Origin of the sequence: Streptomyces sp. NPDC051286, assembly GCF_044455345.1 — a bacterium.
Lineage (GTDB): Bacteria > Actinomycetota > Actinomycetes > Streptomycetales > Streptomycetaceae > Streptomyces.
In genome coordinates this window covers 51,226-69,034 of record NZ_JBITER010000002.1, presented here as the reverse complement: position 1 = coordinate 69,034, position 17,809 = coordinate 51,226, and the positions used below count along the sequence as shown (strand labels likewise).

Genomic DNA, 17,809 nt, shown 5'->3' with positions numbered 1-17,809 from the left:
ACCCCCACAGTCGCGGCGTACGCACTCGTCTCTCCACGCCCGCACCGCGTCCCGTGCAGCCCGAGCTCCAGTCCCCAGGTGATTCCATGATCGGTCGCATTCCCGTCCTCGACGTCCGTCCTCTCGTCGATTGCGGCAGAAGGCCCGCCAAGGCCGTTGCCGGTGAGACCTTCCAGGTCACGGCCACCGTCTTCCGTGAGGGGCATGAAGCGGTCGCCGCCAACGCCGTGCTGCGGGATCCGAGCGGGCGCCCGGGTCCGTGGACACCGATGCGGGAGCTCGCTCCCGGCACCGACCGCTGGGGCGCCGATGTCACGCCGGACTCCGAAGGGCGCTGGACGTACACGGTCGAGGCCTGGAGCGATCCGGTGACCACCTGGCGCCAGCATGCACAGATCAAGATCCCTGCGGGGATCGACACCGCGCTGGTCCTGGCGGAGGGCGCCGAGCTGTACGAGCGGGCCGCCGGGGGTGTACCGAAAAGGGACGGGCGTGAGGCGGTACTGGCCGCGGCCGATGCGATGCGCGACGCGTCACGGCCGGCCGCCGCGCGGCTCGCCGCGGCGCTCGCCCCCGAGGCGACCGCCGCGCTCGCCCGCCATCCTCTGCGCGAACTGGTGACCGCGGCCCGGCCACTCCCCCTCGTCGTCGAGCGCCGACGAGCCCTGTTCGGTTCCTGGTACGAACTGTTCCCGCGGTCGGAGGGTGCCAGGTTCGAGCCGGCCGAGCCGGCGAAGGCGAGCAAGGGCAGGACGGGGAAGGCTGCGGACCATCTGCAGAAGGACCGGCGAAGGGTTGTCAGCGGCACGTTCCGCACTGCTGCCGAGCGGCTTCCCGCGGTCGCCGCCATGGGGTTCGACGTCGTCTATCTGCCGCCCGTCCACCCCATCGGGACCACCCATCGCAAGGGCCCGAACAACTCGTTGTCAGCGGGTGCCCACGACGTGGGAGTGCCGTGGGCGATCGGTTCGGCCGAGGGCGGTCACGATGCCGTCCACCCCGAACTCGGCACGCTCGACGACTTCGACCACTTCGTCGAAACCGCCCGCACCCTCCGTATGGAGATCGCGCTGGACTTCGCGCTCCAGTGCTCTCCCGATCATCCGTGGGTGGCGAAACATCCCGAGTGGTTCCGCCACCGCCCGGACGGCACCATCGCGCACGCGGAGAACCCGCCCAAGAAGTACCAGGACATCTATCCGATCGCCTTCGACAAGGATCTGCGGGGGCTGGTCGCGGAGACCGGCCGCATCCTGCGGTTCTGGATGGACCACGGGGTAAGGATCTTCCGCGTCGACAATCCGCACACCAAGCCGTTGATCTTCTGGGAGACGGTGATCGCCGACATCAACCGCACCGACCCCGATGTGATCTTCCTGGCCGAGGCATTCACCCGCCCCGCGATGATGCATGCGCTCGCCACGGTCGGTTTCCAGCAGTCGTACACGTACTTCACCTGGCGCAATACCAGGCAGGAGCTCACGGAGTACGTCACCGAGCTGGCCGGTGAAGCGGCCTCCTACATGCGGCCCAACTTCTTCGTGAACACCCCGGACATCCTGCCGGGCTATCTCCAGCACGGCGGACGCCCGGCCTTCGAGGCGCGGGCCGTGCTCGCCGCGACACTCTCGCCGTCCTGGGGCGTGTACGCGGGGTACGAGCTGTGCGAGAACACCCCGGTACAGGCCGGCAGCGAGGAGTACCTGGACTCGGAGAAGTACGAAATCCGGCCCAGGGACTGGGAGTCGGCGGAGCGCGAGGGCCGCTCCCTGGCTCCCCTCATCACCTCGCTCAACCGGATCAGGCGCCGTCATCCCGCACTGCAGCAGCTGCGCGACGTGCACTTCCACGCCGCCGACAACGACGCGCTGATCGTTTACAGCAAGCGCTCGGGTTCGAACATCGTTCTGGTGGTCGTCAACCTCGACCCTCACCACACCCAGGAGGCCACGGTCTCGTTGGACATGCCGCACCTCGGCCTCGACTGGCACGAGACCGTGCCGGTGCGCGACGAGCTCACCGGCCACACCTATCACTGGGGCAGGACCTGCTATGTGCGCCTAGAGCCGGGCGTCACGCCCGCGCACATCGTCGTCCTGCGACCGTCCCCGCCGACCGGAGGGTCACCCACACCATGATTGTCAATGAGCCTGTCCACGACATGTTCGAGGACACCCCGGCCAAGGACCGCGATCCCGACTGGTTCAAGCGCGCCGTCTTCTACGAGGTACTCGTCCGGTCCTTCCAGGACTCCAACGGCGACGGCATCGGCGATCTCAAAGGCCTCACCGCCAAGTTGGACTACCTGCAGTGGCTCGGTGTCGACTGCCTCTGGCTGCCGCCGTTCTTCAAGTCGCCTTTGCGCGACGGCGGATACGACGTCTCCGACTACACCGCCGTGCTGCCGGAGTTCGGCGATCTCGCCGACTTCGTGGAGTTCGTCGATGCCGCGCACCATCGCGGGATGCGCGTGATCATCGACTTCGTCATGAACCACACGAGCGATCAGCACGACTGGTTCCAGCAGTCACGCAGCGATCCCGACGGGCCGTACGGCGACTACTACGTCTGGGCCGACGACGACAAGCAGTTCCCGGACGCGCGGATCATCTTCGTCGACACGGAGACGTCCAACTGGACCTTCGACCCGGTGCGCAAGCAGTACTACTGGCACCGGTTCTTCTCCCACCAGCCGGATCTCAACTACGAGAACCCGGCGGTGCAGGAGGAGATCGTCTCCGCCCTCCGGTTCTGGCTGGATCTCGGTATCGACGGCTTCCGCCTCGACGCCGTGCCGTATCTGTACCAGCGGGAGGGCACCAACTGCGAGAACCTGCCGGAGACCCACGAGTTCCTCAAGCGGGTGCGCAAGGAGATCGACGCGAACTACCCGGACACCGTGCTGCTCGCCGAGGCCAATCAGTGGCCGGAAGACGTCGTCGACTACTTCGGTGACTTCCCGGCCGGCGGCGACGAGTGCCATATGGCGTTCCATTTCCCGGTGATGCCGCGCATCTTCATGGCCGTGCGCCGCGAGAGCCGCTATCCGGTCTCGGAGATCCTGGCGAAGACCCCGGCGATTCCCTCCGGTTGCCAGTGGGGCATCTTCCTGCGCAACCACGACGAGCTCACGCTCGAGATGGTCACGGACGAAGAGCGCGACTACATGTACGCGGAGTACGCCAAGGATCCACGGATGCGGGCCAACATCGGCATCCGGCGGCGGCTCGCATCCCTCCTGGACAACGACCGCAACCAGATCGAGCTGTTCACAGCCCTGCTCCTGTCGCTGCCGGGTTCCCCGATTCTGTACTACGGGGACGAGATCGGAATGGGCGACAACATCTGGCTGGGCGACCGGGATGCCGTACGCACCCCGATGCAGTGGACGCCCGACCGGAACGCGGGATTCTCCTCCAGCGATCCGGGGCGGCTCTACCTCCCCACGATCATGGACCCGGTCTACGGCTACCAGGTGACCAACGTCGAGGCGGCGATGGCCTCGCCGTCGTCACTGCTGCACTGGACACGGCGGATGATCGAAATCCGTAAGCAGAATCGGGCCTTCGGTCTCGGGTCGTACAACGAACTGCCGTCCTCGAACCCCGCGGTGCTCGCCTTCACCCGTGAGCACAAGGACGATCTCGTGCTGTGCGTGCACAACTTCTCGCGGTTCGCGCAGCCGACGGAGCTCGATCTGCGGACGTTCAACGGGCGTCATCCGGTGGAGCTGATCGGCGGGGTGCGCTTCCCCGCCATCGGTCAGTGGCCTTACCTGCTGACTCTCGCCGGGCACGGGTTCTACTGGTTCAGGTTGCGGAAGGACGCGCCGCAGATCTGATGCGGCGCGACTTTCGCGCATGCCCAGCGAGGCGGTTTCCGCCGCCTCGCACGGGGCAATCTCCCTCGTATCAACCTCTTCAGGGCTTCTCACCCCGAATGAGCCGAAATGCTTCGGAGTTCGGCAAAGTCGCCGGAGTCCGTCAGGGGGCTTCCGAGGTGCTTGGAGCCCTGCACGTCGAGTCCGTACGGACCATCCTGACCCGACACGTCCCGCACAGCCGGACAGCTAATGCCGCAATCCGGGACACTCTTCGCATCCTGTGGTGTGCCCGGGGAAAGGACGCGATGCCATGTCGAAGGCTGCATCCACTCGGGTCGCCCTCGCCAACAGCACAGCACTACTCCCGTCACTCGCCCCACTGCTGCATGAGTGGCTGCCTCGGCAGCGGTGGTTCGCAGGCAAGGGGCAGCCGGTCACGGCCTTCTCCCTTGTCTCGGCGACCGAAATACTGCCGGTGGATGCCGAATCCGCAGGGAGCGGTGCCGACAACGGGCCCGGGCTGCTCCATCTGCTGGTCCGGGTCCATCAGCCGTCCCTGCCGGCTTCGCCCGACGACTGCTACCAGATGCTGCTCGGAGTCCGGGCCACGCTGCCACCGTGGCTCGCCCCCGCCCTCATCGGCCATGTGAAGGGAGGTCCACTGGCCGGTCTGGCGGTCTACGAGGGGCTGCACGATCCGCGGCTCGCCGAACTTCTGCTGGACCGGTTGCGCACCCCCGGCACCCTCGGCCCCCTCCGTTTCGACCGGGGCGCCGCCCCCGTCCCCGCCGGGCTCGCCCCGCGGGTGCTCGACACGGAGCAGTCCAACTCCTCGCTCGTCTACGGCAACGCCTACATCCTGAAAATCTTCCGCAGGGTCTTCCCGGGGACCAATCCCGATCTGGAACTGCCGCTCGCCCTCTCCCGGGAGGGCTGCGGCCGGGTGCCGGAACCCGTCGCCTGGTTCGAGGCGACAGCATCGGAGCCGCTCACCCTCGGCGTTCTCCAGCCCTTCCTGCGGGACGCGGAGGACGGCTGGCAGCTAGCGCTACGGGCCCTGGCCACGGGCCATGACTTCACCCGTGAGGCCCGCGCACTCGGACGCGCCACTGCGGAGGTGCACACGGCACTCGCCACCGCGCTGCCGACGCCCGTGCTGCGCCGCTCCCAGACCGAGCATCTCGCCGCCGGGATGATGGAGCGGCTGGAGGCGGCTGCCCACGCGGTACCGGCGCTGGTGCCGTATGTTCCCGGGCTGCGTGCCGCGTTCGACGCCGTTGCCGCACTGGGCCACAGGGGCCGCAACTGGGCCGCGCAGCGTGTGCACGGCGATCTGCATCTCGGCCAGACCCTGCGCGCGGCCGACGGCTTCTGGTCACTGATCGACTTCGAGGGCGAACCGGCACGGCCCCTTCTGGAACGCCGTCGCCCGCAGCCTCCGGTGCGCGACATCGCAGGCATGCTCCGTTCCTTCGACTACGCAGCCCGCTCCCACCGGCCCTGGAACGCCGAGTGGGCGGCCTGCTGCCGGACTGCCTACTGCGACGGGTACGCGCAGGCCGCGGGCGTCGATCCGCGCAGCGAACCGGAGTTGCTGCGGGCCCATGAGACGGACAAGGCGGTGTACGAGGTGGTGTACGAGGCCCGGCACCGGCCCGACTGGCTGCCGGTGCCGATGGCCGCCATCCAACGTCTGGCCGCCGCCGTCGACTGATGCGCCGCACACCGCCCGGTTTCGGCCACGGCGGCGTTCCCCCGCCCGTCACGCTCCGCCCGCCCCGATTCACCCACACCCCCGAGGAGGCAGTCCCCGTGACCGCCCGCAAGCCGTCCAGCAACGCGCCCGATCCCACCGTGGCCGCGTCGCCCCCGCCGACACCCGTCGAGCCCACCGCCCCAGAGCCCGCCGCGACACCCGCAACCGCCGCGACTCCGGTCGCCGCCGCGGCCGCCGCGACCCCAGCAACGAAAGAAGCGACTCCGGCCCCCGCGGCACCGTCAGGACCTGCGGGCCCGTCGGCCTCAACGGCTTCCCCCGCCAAGCGGAAGAAGAGGGCGGAGAAGCGGACCGCTGCCGAACCGCCCCGTCCCCGGCGCACTGGCGGCGGTGGCCGCGGGGTCCGGCCGGTGCGTGCCCTCGACGACGGCGACCGCGGGCGGCTGCTCGCCGGTGAGCACCACGCACCGCACGATCTGCTCGGCGCACACATGGTCCGCGGCGGTGTGGCGCTCCGGGTGCTGCGTCCGTACGCGCGTTCCGTGACCGTGCTCGCCAAGGGGCTGCGGGCGGAGCTTCACGACGACGGCGACGGGCTGTTCTCCGGGCTGCTGCCGATGCCCGCCGTCCCCGAGTACCAGCTCCTGGTCGGCTACGAGGACAACGAGATCGAGGTCCAGGATCCGTACCGGTTCCTGCCTGCGCTCGGCGAACTCGATCTGCATCTGATCGGTGAGGGGCGGCACGAGGAGCTGTGGACGGCCCTCGGTGCGCAGCCCATGGAACATCAGGGGGTCACGGGAACACGGTTCGCCGTCTGGGCACCCAATGCCCGCGGGGTCCGGGTCGTCGGGGACTTCAACTACTGGGACGGCACGGGTTTCCCGATGCGCTCGCTCGGTTCGACCGGGGTCTGGGAGTTGTTCGTTCCCGCGATCGGGGAGGGCGCGCTCTACAAGTTCGACATCTGCCGGCCGGACGGTTCCCACACGGTGCGCGCCGACCCGATGGCCCGCCATGCCGAGGTCCCGCCCGCCACCGCCTCGATCGTGACGGCCTCGCACCATCAGTGGCGGGATCAGGAGTGGATGGCGCACCGCGGGGACGTACCCGTGCACGAGGCGCCGTTCTCGGTGTACGAGGTACACCTTCCGTCCTGGCGCCCCGGTCTCACATACCGCCGACTCGCGGAGCAACTCCCTTCATACGCAAGGGATCTGGGGTTCACACATGTGGAGCTGATGCCGGTCTCCGAGCATCCGTTCGGCGGCTCCTGGGGCTATCAGGTCACCGGTTTCTTCGCCCCGACCTCGCGGATGGGATCGCCGGACGACTTCCGGTATCTCGTCGACGCACTGCACCGGGCCGGCATCGGCGTCATCATCGACTGGGTGCCCGCGCACTTCCCGCGGGACGACTGGGCGCTTGCCGAGTTCGACGGCCGTCCGCTGTACGAGCACTCGGACCCGTCCCGGGCCGCGCACCCCGACTGGGGAACGCTCGAATTCGACTACGGTCGCACGGAGGTGCGCAACTTCCTGGTCGCCAACGCCACGTACTGGTGCGAGGAGTTCCACATCGACGGGCTGCGGGTCGATGCCGTCGCCTCGATGCTCTACCTGGACTACTCGCGCGAGAACGGGGACTGGGCCCCGAACGAGCACGGCGGCCGGGAGAACCTGGATGCCGTCTCCTTCCTCCAGGAGATGAACGCCACGGTCTACCGGCGCAATCCGGGCGTCGTCACCATCGCCGAGGAGTCCACGGCCTGGGACGGCGTCACGCGCGCCACGCATCATGTCGGCCCCGGCGGTTTCGGCGGACTCGGTTTCGGGCTGAAGTGGAACATGGGCTGGATGCACGACTCCCTGGAGTACATGGCGAAGGAGCCGGTGCATCGCAAGTACCACCACAACGAGATGACGTTCTCGATGGTGTACGCGTACAGCGAGAACTACGTGCTGCCGATCTCGCACGACGAGGTCGTGCACGGCAAGCAGGCTCTGGTCAGCAAGATGCCCGGCGACTGGTGGCAGCAGCGCGCCAACCACCGCGCGTACCTCGGCTTCATGTGGGCCCACCCGGGCAAGCAACTCCTCTTCATGGGACAGGAGTTCGCCCAGGGCGCGGAATGGTCCGAGGGACACGGTCCCGACTGGTGGCTGCTCGACCCGTCGTACGCGGCGGAGAGCGACCACCGGGGCGTACGGGACCTGGTGCGTGAGCTGAACGCGGTGTACGCGGCGACACCGGCGCTGTGGCAGCGGGACACCGTCCCCGAGGGCTTCGCCTGGGTCGACGGCGGAGCCGCCGAGGACAATGTCTTCGCCTTCCTGCGTTTCGACGCGGCCGGTACGCCGCTGCTCGCGGTGTCGAACTTCTCGCCGGTGGTCCGCCACGAGTACCGGCTGGGCGTGCCGCCGTCCGTGTCCGCCTGGGCAGAGATGCTCAACACGGACGAGGCACGGTACGGCGGCGGTGACGTCCTCAACTCGGATCCGCTGAAGCCGGAATCCGTCGCCGCCCACGGTCACCGCACGAGCGTCCAGCTCACTCTGCCGCCGCTGGCGACGGTGTGGCTGAAGCCGGTGTGATGATCCCGAGCCGCTGGGTGGCCCGGGTCAGCGCCACGTAGAGATCGTTGGTGGTCATCAGCGCGGGCGCGACGACGAGAACCGTGTCGAACTCCAGGCCCTTGGCCTGGCGCGGGTCGAGCAGGACGACGGGCCGGTGCAGATCCAGCGGCCCGTCGTCGAGTCCGGTGAGTTCCGCGTGGAGCTCGCGCGGGGCGATGACGGCGAGCTTTCCCTCCGCCGGGGTCTCGGCCTCGGCGAGCCCGGCCACGTCGGCGAGCGGCAGGGCGCGCTCCCAGGGCCGTGCACCGGTGGAGCGGATGGAGCGCGGGGGTTCGAACGCTGGATCGGTGGCCCGGCGCCGCTTGGTCGCGTACTCCATGATCTCGGCGGGCGTACGGTAGTTGACCCCGAGCCGGGCCAGCTGCCAGCGGTCCTGGACGTACGGCGCGAGGATCTCCTGCCACGAGTCGCAGCCTGCCAGGTCGCCGGTCTGGGCCGGGTCGCCGACCAGGGTCATCGAGCGGGTCGGGCTGCGGCGCATCAGCAGCCGCCAGGCCATGGCCGACAGCTCCTGCGCCTCGTCGACGATGATGTGCCCGAACGCCCAAGTCCGGTCGGCGGCGGCGCGCTCGGCAGCGCTGCGGTGGTCGGCTTCCTCCTGGCGCTCGGCGAACCGTTCGGCGTCGATGATGTCGTGCGCCGCGAGGACCTCGGAGGCATCCTCGTCGATGTCCTCCTTGTCCTCGAACTCGTAGGTACGGGAGGCGTACGAGACGTCGAGGACGCCCTGCGCGTAGGCGATCTGACGGGCCCGCTCGGCCTCGGCGGCGGCCCGGGCGGCGGAGTCGTCCGCACCGAGGAGCTCGGCGGCCTCGTCGAGGAGGGGCACGTCGGCAGGTGTCCAGACGGCCTTCTCCGTGCGCCGGAGCAGCTCGGCGTCGTCCTCGGCCAGATGCGTGGGCTCCTCCAGATAGCCGGCGAGGAACTCCTGCGGGGTGAGCGGGGGCCACAGGGAGGTGATGGCGGCGTGCACCTCCGCGCTCGCGGCGATGCCCTTGCCGAGCTGGGCGATGTCGTCGGGGCCGAGGAAGTTCGGGCCGCCGTAGGGGTCGGCGCCGATACGGTCGGCGAGTTGCGTGGTGAGATCGTCGATGATCCGGAAGGCGAAGGTGGGCAGGGCGAGATTGTGCGGCAGCCCGGTCTCGCGGGCCTTGTGCCGCGCTTCGACTGCCATGTCCCAGTCGAGGATCAGCTCCCCGTCGTCGTGCGCGATGACGATCGGCTCGCCCTTCTCGGGCACCTGCTGCCGGTCCCGTACGGCCTCGGCCAGTACGCCGGCCATGTCCGCCCGGCCCTTGACGGCGGCGGCCGCGGGGCTGTCGGTGCCGGTGGCGTGCACGCCGGGGAACAGTTCGCCAACCGTCGACAGCAGCACGCCGGTCTCACCGAGCGAGGGCAGCACGTCGCCGATGTAGCCGAGGAAGGCCGGGTTGGGTCCGACGATCAGCACGGCCCGTTTGGCGAGCTGCTCCCGGTCCGCGTACAGCAGATACGCGGCCCGGTGCAGCGCGACCGCTGTCTTCCCGGTGCCCGGCCCTCCCTCGACGACGAGCACCCCACGCTGCGGGGCGCGGATGATGTGGTCCTGCTCGGCCTGGATGGTCGAGACGATGTCGCCCATCCGGCCCGTGCGGGCGCTGTTCAGCGCGGCGAGCAGCACCTCGTCGGCGTCGTGCGACTCGTATCCCGTGCGGGTGGTGTCGGCGAGATCCATGATCTCGTCGTGCAACCCGGTGACCGTGCGCCCCTGCGTGGTGATGTGCCTCCTGCGGCGCAGCCCCATCGGTTCATACCCGGTCGCGAGATAGAACGGCCGCGCGACGGGAGCCCGCCAGTCGATCAGCAACGGGGTCCGCTCGGCGTCGTCCTGCCGGATTCCGATGCGTCCGATGTGGTACGTGACTCCGTCGCGCCTGTCGATCCGTCCGAAACAGAGTCCCGTGTCGGCGGCATTCAGCGCGGCGAGCGAGGCGGAGTACTCGGCGACGCCGATATCGCGCTCCACCCGCGCCTGTCGATCGGTGCTGAGCTGCGCAATCGTGGCGCGCATGGCGGCTTCGGCCGCTACCCGGAGCTGGTCGAGCCGCTCGTGGGCGAGGGAGACGAATTGCTGTTCCTGCCGAATTTCCTCGGTTGACAATTCAGTTCCTGACGCGATAGAGTATGTTTATTGAAGGGTTTCCGCATATTGTGCGCCACGCGCACACGGAACTATTTAATATAGGCGAAGAAATGCCCCGGCCGTCAATTCGGACCGGGGTTTTGTTTGCGTCCAGGAGACGCTTGGCAGAGGGTCGGCGCGCCCGTCGCATCGAGCACGGCGCGCAGTCGTACGAAGATGCCCCGCCACACGTCGGCGTCACCGCAGTCGCCTCAGAGGGCCGCGAGCTCTGAGTCAGGCGCGCGAGGATGCGATCGACGGCCCGCACCGCGAGCACCGGGTGAGCAAGCAGCTCGGAACAAGCTCAGAAAAAGCTCTGAAATCAGGCCTGTTCGGATTGGCCGTGCTTCACACGGAGATACCCCTCACATACGCACATTCATCCGGAGCACGTCCGGATCGGGGGCCGCCATGTGGACCACGCTCACGCTCATCGACGCCGCGACCGCACTGGTCGCCGCCACCGCCTGCCTGACCCTCTCCGGTCGGCGACTGCTGCCGTGGCGGCGCCGGGAACACGCTTCCGAGCTGGGTCCGTACGATGCGGCTTTCCTGGCGGGCGGGCCCGAGCGGGTGGTGGAGACGGCGCTCCATACCTTGTGGGGCAGTGACCACAACGTCGTGATCGGGTCGGGTGGGCGGCTGCGGTTGCCCGAGCCCTGGACGGAACCCGAACATCCGGTGGAGCATGCCGTGGTCGAGAAATGGCGGACCGCAGGCTCCACGACGCCGACGCTGCTGCGGGTACGGGCGCTGCGGGCCGGGGCCGTACGCGAGATCGGCGACCGGCTCGTCTCGTACGGTCTCCTCATGACCCCGCCCCGCGCCCGGGCCCGGCTGTTCGCCACGCGGGCCCTGGTCGCCGCGGTGTGCGGCACGGCGGTCCTGGCCGCCTTCGCCGTCCCTCACGGGCTGCGGCACACGGCTCCTTACCTCGTGGTGGGCCTCTCCTGTCTGGCCGTGCGCGTGCTGTGTCCCGCGCGCGGCCCACTGACTCCGGTGGGACGCCGTCGGCTCGCAACGCTCCGCGCGAGCGAGCCATGGGCCGCGGCGGCACTCGGGGCCGTGGTGTTCGACGGGCAGGGAGGACTGCCGGGCGAGCGCCGACGCTCTCGGCGGTGGGACGGGGCCGGGGGGCGACTGTCGTCGGTGGGACGGATGTTGGTCAAGTACGGGGAGGCACTGGATTCGGACTCCGACCGGAACCCGGACCGTTACGGAAGCAACAGCGGCCACGGCTCCTACGGGTCCGGCGGCTCCCACGACTCGTACGGCTCGCACGGCTCCTCGTACGACGGAGGGGGGCACCACCACAGCTGCGGCAGTGGCAGCAGCTGCGGGGGCGGGAATTACTGAATGCTGCGGCTCACACCGTCTCGAGCACGTCCTGCAACTCCTGGAGGAGCCTGCGCTTGGGCCGGGCACCCACCATGGACTTCACCGGTTCGCCGGACCGGAACACCATCAGCGTCGGCATCGACAGCACCCCGTACCGGCTCGTGATCCCGGGGTTGTGGTCGACATCGATCTGGACGATCTTGATGCGGTCCGCCTCCTCGGTGGCGATGTCGCTGAGCACGGGGTCAAGCTGGCGGCACGGTCCGCACCAGTCGGCGGTGAACTCGACCAGCACGGGGAGCTCGGCCCCCAGCACCTCCCCGTCGAAGGTGGTGTCGGTGACCTCGGCCACGCCCTCTGCATGAATCATCTGTCATCCTCCCAGTTCACAAAGTGGTTCCGGGCCGCCAGGAAGCTCGGCCCCGGCCTCCAGCTCGGCCCTCGCGAGCTGCGCGCCGACCTGGGCACGGACCGACTGGAGCTGCTCAATGAGCGTGTCCAGTTCGCCGAGCTTGCGCCGGTAGACGGCGAGCGAGGCGGGGCAGGCGTCACCGGCCGGATGGCCGGCCCGCAGACACTCGACGAACGGCCGGGTCTCCTCCAGGTCGAACCCGAAGTCCTGCAGGGTCCGGATCTGCTGCAGCAGCCGCAGATCGTCCTCGTCGTACGTGCGGTACCCGTTCACGGCCCGCCGCGCAGGCAGCAGCCCGCGTGACTCGTAGTAACGCAGAGTCCGCGTCGTCGTCCCGGCCCGCTCGGCCAGCTCCCCGATTCGCATGTGGCGACGGTAATCCTTGACGCGGACGTCAAGGCAAGCGCGGAACTCCCCGTCTGCGCTGCGCAGGTGACAAACCGGGCTCGCCGCGGGCTGCGACGTGCCGTCGACAACGCGGGACCAGAACACAAGTGGGGCCGGTACGGACGTTCCCGTACCGGCCCCGCGTCGCGCGCGCGTGACTAGACCTTCGCCGTCACGCCGTCCCTGGGCTCGGGAACATCCGTCGCGCCGTGCGCCACGTCCTGGGTGAGCGTCTTCTCGTCGAACGGGATCGAGCCGGCCAGCACCTGCTCGACCCGTTCCCGGTCGATCTCCTTGGTCCAGGTGCCGATGAGCAGCGTGGCGACGGCGTTGCCCGCGAAGTTGGTGAGGGCGCGGGCCTCGCTCATGAAGCGGTCGATGCCGATGATCAGGCCGACGCCGTCGACCAGGGCGGGCTTGTGCGACTGGAGCCCGCTCGCCAGCACGGCGATGCCAGAACCGGAGACGCCGGCCGCGCCCTTGGAGGCGATCATCATGAAGAGGAGGAGCGAGACCTGCTGGCCCAGCGCCAGCGGCTGGCCCATCGCGTCGGCGATGAACAGCGACGCCATGGTCAGGTAGATCATCGTGCCGTCGAGGTTGAACGAGTACCCGGTGGGCACGGTGATGCCGACGACCGGGCGACTGACACCCAGGTGTTCCATCTTCGCGATGAGGCGCGGCAGTGCCGACTCGGAGGAGGACGTGGAGAGGATCAGCAGGAACTCGCGGCCCAGGTACTTGAAGAGCTGGAAGATGTTCACCCCGGTCGCCAGGCGCAGCAGGGTGCCGAGCACCAGGACCACGAACAGGATGCAGGTGATGTAGAAGCCCAGCATGATCGTGGCGAGCGCCTTGAGCGCGTCCACGCCGGTCTCGCCGATGACGGCGGCCATCGCGCCGAACGCGCCCACCGGGGCCGCCCACATGATCATGGACAGGATGCGGAAGACCAGCTTCTGGATGTGCTCGACGCCGCGCAGCACCGGCTCACCGGCCGCGCCCATGGCCTGCAGCGCGAAGCCGACGAGCAGCGCGACCAGCAGGGTCTGGAGCACCGAGCCACCGGTGAAGGCCGACACGAAGGTGGTCGGGATGATGCCGAGCAGGAAGTCGACCGGCCCTTCGGCGGCGTCGCTCGCCGCCGTGTGGCCGACATCCTTCACCGACTGCGTGAGGTGCATGCCTTCGCCGGGGTGCAGCACATTGCCGACGAGCAGGCCGATCGCCAGCGCGACCACCGACATGGCCAGGAAGTAACCGAGCGCGAGGCCGCCCACTTTGCCGACCTTGGCGGCCTTGCGGACCGAGCCGACGCCCAGCACGATCGTGCAGAAGATGATCGGCGAGATCATCATCTTGATGAGGTTCACGAAGCCGGTACCGATCGGCTTGAGCTCCACGGCGACCCCCGGGGCCACGAAGCCCACCAGGATGCCGAGCGCCACAGCGCCGATCACGGCGAGATACAGATAGTGCGTACGGTCCCGCCTGGCGGCTGGCACTCCCACGGGGTTCTCCTCGGCTCGTCCCGGTCTGTCCCCCGTCCCTGGGGGTCTCGGCGAATATCTCGCTCCCTGTGAGGGCGGTCACCCTTGCGTACATTTCGTTCATATGTTTTCGGCCAGGCACACTGTGGCCATGCGTCTCCCCCGTACCCGTCCGCGCAGCCTGGCCGGTCAGCTCTTCGCCATGCAGGTGGTGCTGGTGGCGGCCGTGGTGGCCGGATGGGCCTTCTTCACGTACGTCTCCGGCAGCGCACAGGCGGAAAGGACCGCGGCCCGGCAGGTCCGGGCGGTGGCGCTGGCGGTGGCCGATTCTCCGTCGGTACGGGAGGCGACCCGCACCCCGAACCCGTCCGCCGTGCTGCAGCCGTACGCGGAGAAGGTCCGCAGGGACACCGGGATCGCCTTCGTCACGATCATGAGCCCGGGCCGGGTCCGCTGGACGCACCCCGACACCGACCGGATCGGCGAGAAGTTCCTCGGGCACACCGCGCAGGCGCTGCGCGGCGAGACGTTCACGGAGACGTACACCGGCACGCTCGGTCCGTCGATCCGGGTCGTCACCCCGATCCGGGACGGCGGCAGGATCACCGGTCTGGTCAGCGCGGGCATCACGGTCGAGCGGGTCTCCTCGCAGGTGCGGGCTCAGCTCGGTGCGCTGGGGCTGGCGGCGGGCGGGGCGCTCGCGCTCGGCGGCGCCGGAACGTATGTGATCAACGCCCGGCTGCGGCGCCACACGCACGGCATGAACGCCGCCGAGCTGAGCCGGATGCACGACTACCACCAGGCCACGCTGCATGCGGTGCGCGAGGGACTGCTGATGCTCGACGGGCAGCGCAGGATCGCGCTGATCAACGACGCGGGCCGGGAGCTGCTCGGCCTGCCGCCGGGTGCCGTCGGGCGCCGGGTCGCCGATCTGGAGCTCCCGCCGCCGCTGACCGGGGCGCTGCTCGCCTCCGAGGAGCGGGTCGACGAGCTGCATCTGACGGCGGACCGGGTGATCGTGGTCAACACCCGTCCGGTGGTGGGCGGCGAGCAGCGCGGCACGGTCGTGACCCTGCGCGACCACACGGAACTTCAGGCGCTGTCAGGCGAGTTGGACTCGGAGCGGGGCTTCACCCAGGCGCTGCGCTCACAGGCGCACGAGGCGGCGAACCGGTTGCACACGGTCGTCTCGCTGATCGAGCTGGGCCGGGCGGAGGAAGCGGTCGGCTTCGCCACGGCGGAGCTGGAGCTGGCCCAGGCCCTCACCGACCGAGTCGTCGACGCCGTCGCCGAGCCGGTGCTGGCGGCCCTGCTGCTGGGCAAGGCGGCGCAGGCGAACGAGCGGGGGGTGGAGCTGGTGCTCGCGGACGACAGCCTGATCGACGACGGGGCCCTTCCCGAGACGTTGTCGCCGCGCGATCTGGTGACGATCCTCGGCAATCTGATCGACAACGCGGTGGATGCGGCGTCCGAGGCGGCGACGGACCCGTCCCCCTCCGGGGGCGTTCCCGGTCAGCGGGATCCCGCGGCGGGCCGCCCGGTCCGTGCCCGGGTCACCGTGACCGCGCTCGCCGATGACGGCGAGCTGCTGCTGCGGGTCGCCGACACCGGCTCCGGGGTCGATCCCGGTGACGCCGCCCAGGTGTTCCGCCGCGGCTGGTCGACACACGGCGCCGGTCGCGGGCTCGGTCTGGCGCTCGTGCAGCAGGCCGTGCACCGGGGCGGGGGCACGGTCACCCTGAGCGGGGGCCCGGACGGCGGCGCGGAGTTCACCGTACGACTGCCGCTGTCGCCCGCGCCCACGCCGTCCACGCGCACGCACGCCTCCAAGGAGCCCACCCCGTGATCCAGGTGCTTGTCGTCGAGGACGATCCCGTGGCCGCCGACGCCCATCAGCTGTACGTGGGCCGGGTCCCCGGCTTCACCGTGGCCGCGGTCGCTCATTCGCGTGCGGAGGCGGTAAGGGCGCTGGACCGTACCCCCATCGACCTGCTGCTCCTTGACCTGTATCTGCCCGACGGGCACGGGCTGCAGCTGCTGCGTTCGCTGCGCGCCGCCGGGCACGCGGCGGATGTCATCGCCGTGACGTCGGCGCGTGATCTGGCGGTGGTCCGGGAGGGGGTGTCGCTCGGTGTCGTCCAGTACGTGCTGAAGCCGTTCACGTTCGCCACCCTGCGCGACCGCCTCGTCCGCTACGCGGAGTTCCGCGCGGCGGCCGGCGAGGCGAGCGGGCAGGACGAGGTGGACCGGGCGCTCGGCGCGCTGCGGGCGCCGCAGCCGGTCCGGCTTCCCAAGGGACTGACCGGCCCGACACTGGAGGCGGTGACGCGTGCGCTGCGGGCCTCCCCGGACGGAGTGACGGCAGCGGCCGCAGGGGTGGAGCTGGGCATCTCGCGGATCACCGCCCGCCGCTATCTGGAGCATCTGGTGTCGACGGGGCGCGCCGTTCGCAGCCCCCAGTACGGGCAGATCGGACGGCCGGAGCTGCACTACCGGTGGGTGGCCGAGACTCGCTGACGGTTCCTGAGTCCGTACCCGCGCCCGTCACGGGGCAGACATTGCCGGTCACGGCACTCGCTGGGCAGCACGCCGCGCTCCCAGGCGGCGACGGTGTCCGCGAGGGCCTGCCTTTCGGGTCCTGCCGGGCTCGCAGGGTCCGGCACGCACCCTGATCCGGCCCGATCCGAAAGGAGGCTGCCCCCTGGGGGCAGCCTCCGCACTCTCGAACGCCGGACGTGCCGGGCGTGACGGGCCCGTCCGGCGCCCGGAACCGGTCAGAACACCGACTCGGCCTCGTCCATCCGGTCCTTCGGTACCCTCTTCAGCTGCGTGATCGCGTCCGCGAGCGGGACCATCGTGATGCTGTTGCCGCGCAGCGCCGTCATCCGGCCGAAGTCGCCCCGGTGCGCCGCCTCGACCGCGTGCCAGCCGAAGCGGGTGGCGAGCACCCGGTCGTACGCGGTCGGCGTGCCGCCGCGCTGGACGTGGCCGAGGATGACCGGCCTGGCTTCCTTGCCGAGCCTGGTCTCCAGCTCGATCGCGAGCCGGTTGCCGATGCCCTGGAAGCGCTCGTGGCCGTACTGGTCGATCTCGCCCTTGGCGTACGGCATCGACCCCTCGGCCGGGTGCGCGCCCTCGGCCACGCAGACGACCGCGAACTTCTTTCCGCGTGCGAAGCGTTCCTCGACCATCTTGACCAGGTCCGCGACCTCGAACGGCCGCTCGGGCAGACAGATGCCGTGCGCACCGCCCGCCATGCCGGACTCCAGCGCGATCCAGCCCGCGTGCCGGCCCATCACCTCGACGACCATGACCCGCTGGTGCGATTCGGCCGTGGTCTTGAGACGGTCTATGGCTTCGGTGGCGACGCCCACCGCCGTGTCGAAGCCGAACGTGCGGTCGGTGGCAGAGATGTCGTTGTCGATGGTCTTCGGGACGCCGACGACGGGCATTCCGGCGTCCGACAGCATCCGGGCCGCGGTGAGGGTGCCCTCGCCGCCGATCGGGATCAGCACGTCGATGCCGTAACGGCGGCTCAGCTCCTCACAGTTCTCGGCCGCTTCGCGGAGCCGGTCGCGCTCCAGCCGGGCCGAGCCGAGGATGGTGCCGCCGCGGGCGAGGATGCCGCTGACCGCGTTGAGGTCGAGGGGGCGGAAGTGACCGTCGAGGAGTCCCTTGAACCCGTCCTCGAAGCCGATGACTTCATCGCCATGACCCACCACGGCGCGGTGCACGACCGACCGGATCACTGCGTTCAGGCCCGGGCAATCGCCACCTGCGGTGAGAACTCCGATGCGCATCGTGCCGTATCTCCTGCTCGCTAGTGCCGTGCATTCCGGGGGCGA

The 17,809-nt window shown here is 69.7% G+C and carries 12 protein-coding genes; 7 read left to right on the top strand and 5 right to left on the bottom strand.

What is annotated here, in order from left to right:
* Nucleotides 1-86 precede the first annotated feature (86 nt).
* The 4 genes from ACIBB8_RS03480 (at nucleotide 87) to glgB (ending at nucleotide 8,134) form a co-directional block, all read left to right on the top strand.
* Nucleotides 87-2,138 carry an alpha-1,4-glucan--maltose-1-phosphate maltosyltransferase gene (locus ACIBB8_RS03480; RefSeq protein WP_398948779.1) on the top strand — a complete coding sequence of 684 codons (2,052 nt, stop codon included), beginning with the start codon at nucleotides 87-89 and terminating at the stop codon, nucleotides 2,136-2,138.
* Nucleotides 2,135-3,841, top strand: coding sequence for a maltose alpha-D-glucosyltransferase (gene treS / locus ACIBB8_RS03475; RefSeq protein ID WP_398948778.1), 1,707 nt, complete (start codon nucleotides 2,135-2,137; stop codon nucleotides 3,839-3,841). Before ACIBB8_RS03480 ends, treS begins: the two co-directional genes overlap by 4 nt.
* Before the next feature lie 292 nt (nucleotides 3,842-4,133).
* Nucleotides 4,134-5,537, top strand: a complete 1,404-nt coding sequence (locus tag ACIBB8_RS03470; RefSeq protein ID WP_398948776.1) for a maltokinase — start codon at nucleotides 4,134-4,136, stop codon at nucleotides 5,535-5,537.
* Between the two features lie 98 nt (nucleotides 5,538-5,635).
* A complete protein-coding gene (glgB, locus tag ACIBB8_RS03465; protein WP_398948775.1) occupies nucleotides 5,636-8,134 on the top strand; it encodes a 1,4-alpha-glucan branching enzyme in 2,499 nt (832 codons plus the stop codon).
* On the opposite strand, the gene ACIBB8_RS03460 is transcribed toward glgB, so the two are convergent.
* A complete protein-coding gene (locus ACIBB8_RS03460) occupies nucleotides 8,091-10,301 on the bottom strand; it encodes a HelD family protein (RefSeq protein ID WP_398948950.1) in 2,211 nt (736 codons plus the stop codon). The genes glgB and ACIBB8_RS03460 overlap by 44 nt on opposite strands.
* A gap of 447 nt (nucleotides 10,302-10,748) precedes the next feature.
* Between ACIBB8_RS03460 and ACIBB8_RS03455 the strand changes: the two genes are divergently transcribed.
* Entirely contained in the window at nucleotides 10,749-11,693 is a 945-nt protein-coding gene (locus tag ACIBB8_RS03455) for a TIGR04222 domain-containing membrane protein (RefSeq protein WP_398948774.1), read from the top strand.
* A 10-nt stretch (nucleotides 11,694-11,703) separates the two neighbouring features.
* On the opposite strand, the gene trxA is transcribed toward ACIBB8_RS03455, so the two are convergent.
* The 3 genes from trxA to ACIBB8_RS03440 all read right to left on the bottom strand — a co-directional run bounded on the left by trxA (nucleotide 11,704) and on the right by ACIBB8_RS03440 (nucleotide 13,985).
* Complete coding sequence (gene trxA / locus ACIBB8_RS03450; protein ID WP_398948773.1) at nucleotides 11,704-12,045, bottom strand: thioredoxin; 342 nt, start codon at nucleotides 12,043-12,045, stop codon at nucleotides 11,704-11,706.
* 3 nt (nucleotides 12,046-12,048) lie between these two features.
* Nucleotides 12,049-12,453, bottom strand: coding sequence for a MerR family transcriptional regulator (locus ACIBB8_RS03445; protein ID WP_398948772.1), 405 nt, complete (start codon nucleotides 12,451-12,453; stop codon nucleotides 12,049-12,051).
* A 179-nt stretch (nucleotides 12,454-12,632) separates the two neighbouring features.
* Nucleotides 12,633-13,985 carry a cation:dicarboxylate symporter family transporter gene (locus tag ACIBB8_RS03440; RefSeq protein ID WP_398948771.1) on the bottom strand — a complete coding sequence of 451 codons (1,353 nt, stop codon included), beginning with the start codon at nucleotides 13,983-13,985 and terminating at the stop codon, nucleotides 12,633-12,635.
* Nucleotides 13,986-14,115: 130 nt separating this feature from the next.
* On the opposite strand from ACIBB8_RS03440, the gene ACIBB8_RS03435 reads away from it, so the two are divergent.
* Nucleotides 14,116-15,810 (top strand): ATP-binding protein, encoded by a 1,695-nt coding sequence (locus ACIBB8_RS03435; protein WP_398948770.1) that lies wholly within the window; start codon nucleotides 14,116-14,118, stop codon nucleotides 15,808-15,810.
* Nucleotides 15,807-16,481 (top strand): response regulator, encoded by a 675-nt coding sequence (locus ACIBB8_RS03430; RefSeq protein ID WP_398948769.1) that lies wholly within the window; start codon nucleotides 15,807-15,809, stop codon nucleotides 16,479-16,481. Before ACIBB8_RS03435 ends, ACIBB8_RS03430 begins: the two co-directional genes overlap by 4 nt.
* 257 nt (nucleotides 16,482-16,738) lie before the next feature.
* Here the strand turns inward: ACIBB8_RS03430 and ACIBB8_RS03425 are convergent, their stop codons facing one another.
* Nucleotides 16,739-17,764 (bottom strand): ATP-dependent 6-phosphofructokinase, encoded by a 1,026-nt coding sequence (locus ACIBB8_RS03425; protein ID WP_398948768.1) that lies wholly within the window; start codon nucleotides 17,762-17,764, stop codon nucleotides 16,739-16,741.
* Between the last annotated feature and the right edge of the window lie 45 nt (nucleotides 17,765-17,809).

Excerpts from the sequence above, each read along its gene's own strand:
- trxA (WP_398948773.1), bottom strand. The coding sequence starts at position 12,045 with ATGATTCATGCAGAGGGCGTGGCCGAGGTCACCGACACCACCTTCGAC.
- ACIBB8_RS03480 (WP_398948779.1), top strand. The coding sequence starts at position 87 with ATGATCGGTCGCATTCCCGTCCTCGACGTCCGTCCTCTCGTCGATTGC.
- ACIBB8_RS03455 (WP_398948774.1), top strand. The coding sequence starts at position 10,749 with ATGTGGACCACGCTCACGCTCATCGACGCCGCGACCGCACTGGTCGCC.
- ACIBB8_RS03445 (WP_398948772.1), bottom strand. The coding sequence starts at position 12,453 with ATGCGAATCGGGGAGCTGGCCGAGCGGGCCGGGACGACGACGCGGACT.
- ACIBB8_RS03435 (WP_398948770.1), top strand. The coding sequence starts at position 14,116 with ATGCGTCTCCCCCGTACCCGTCCGCGCAGCCTGGCCGGTCAGCTCTTC.
- ACIBB8_RS03470 (WP_398948776.1), top strand. The coding sequence starts at position 4,134 with ATGTCGAAGGCTGCATCCACTCGGGTCGCCCTCGCCAACAGCACAGCA.
- treS (WP_398948778.1), top strand. The coding sequence starts at position 2,135 with ATGATTGTCAATGAGCCTGTCCACGACATGTTCGAGGACACCCCGGCC.
- ACIBB8_RS03425 (WP_398948768.1), bottom strand. The coding sequence starts at position 17,764 with ATGCGCATCGGAGTTCTCACCGCAGGTGGCGATTGCCCGGGCCTGAAC.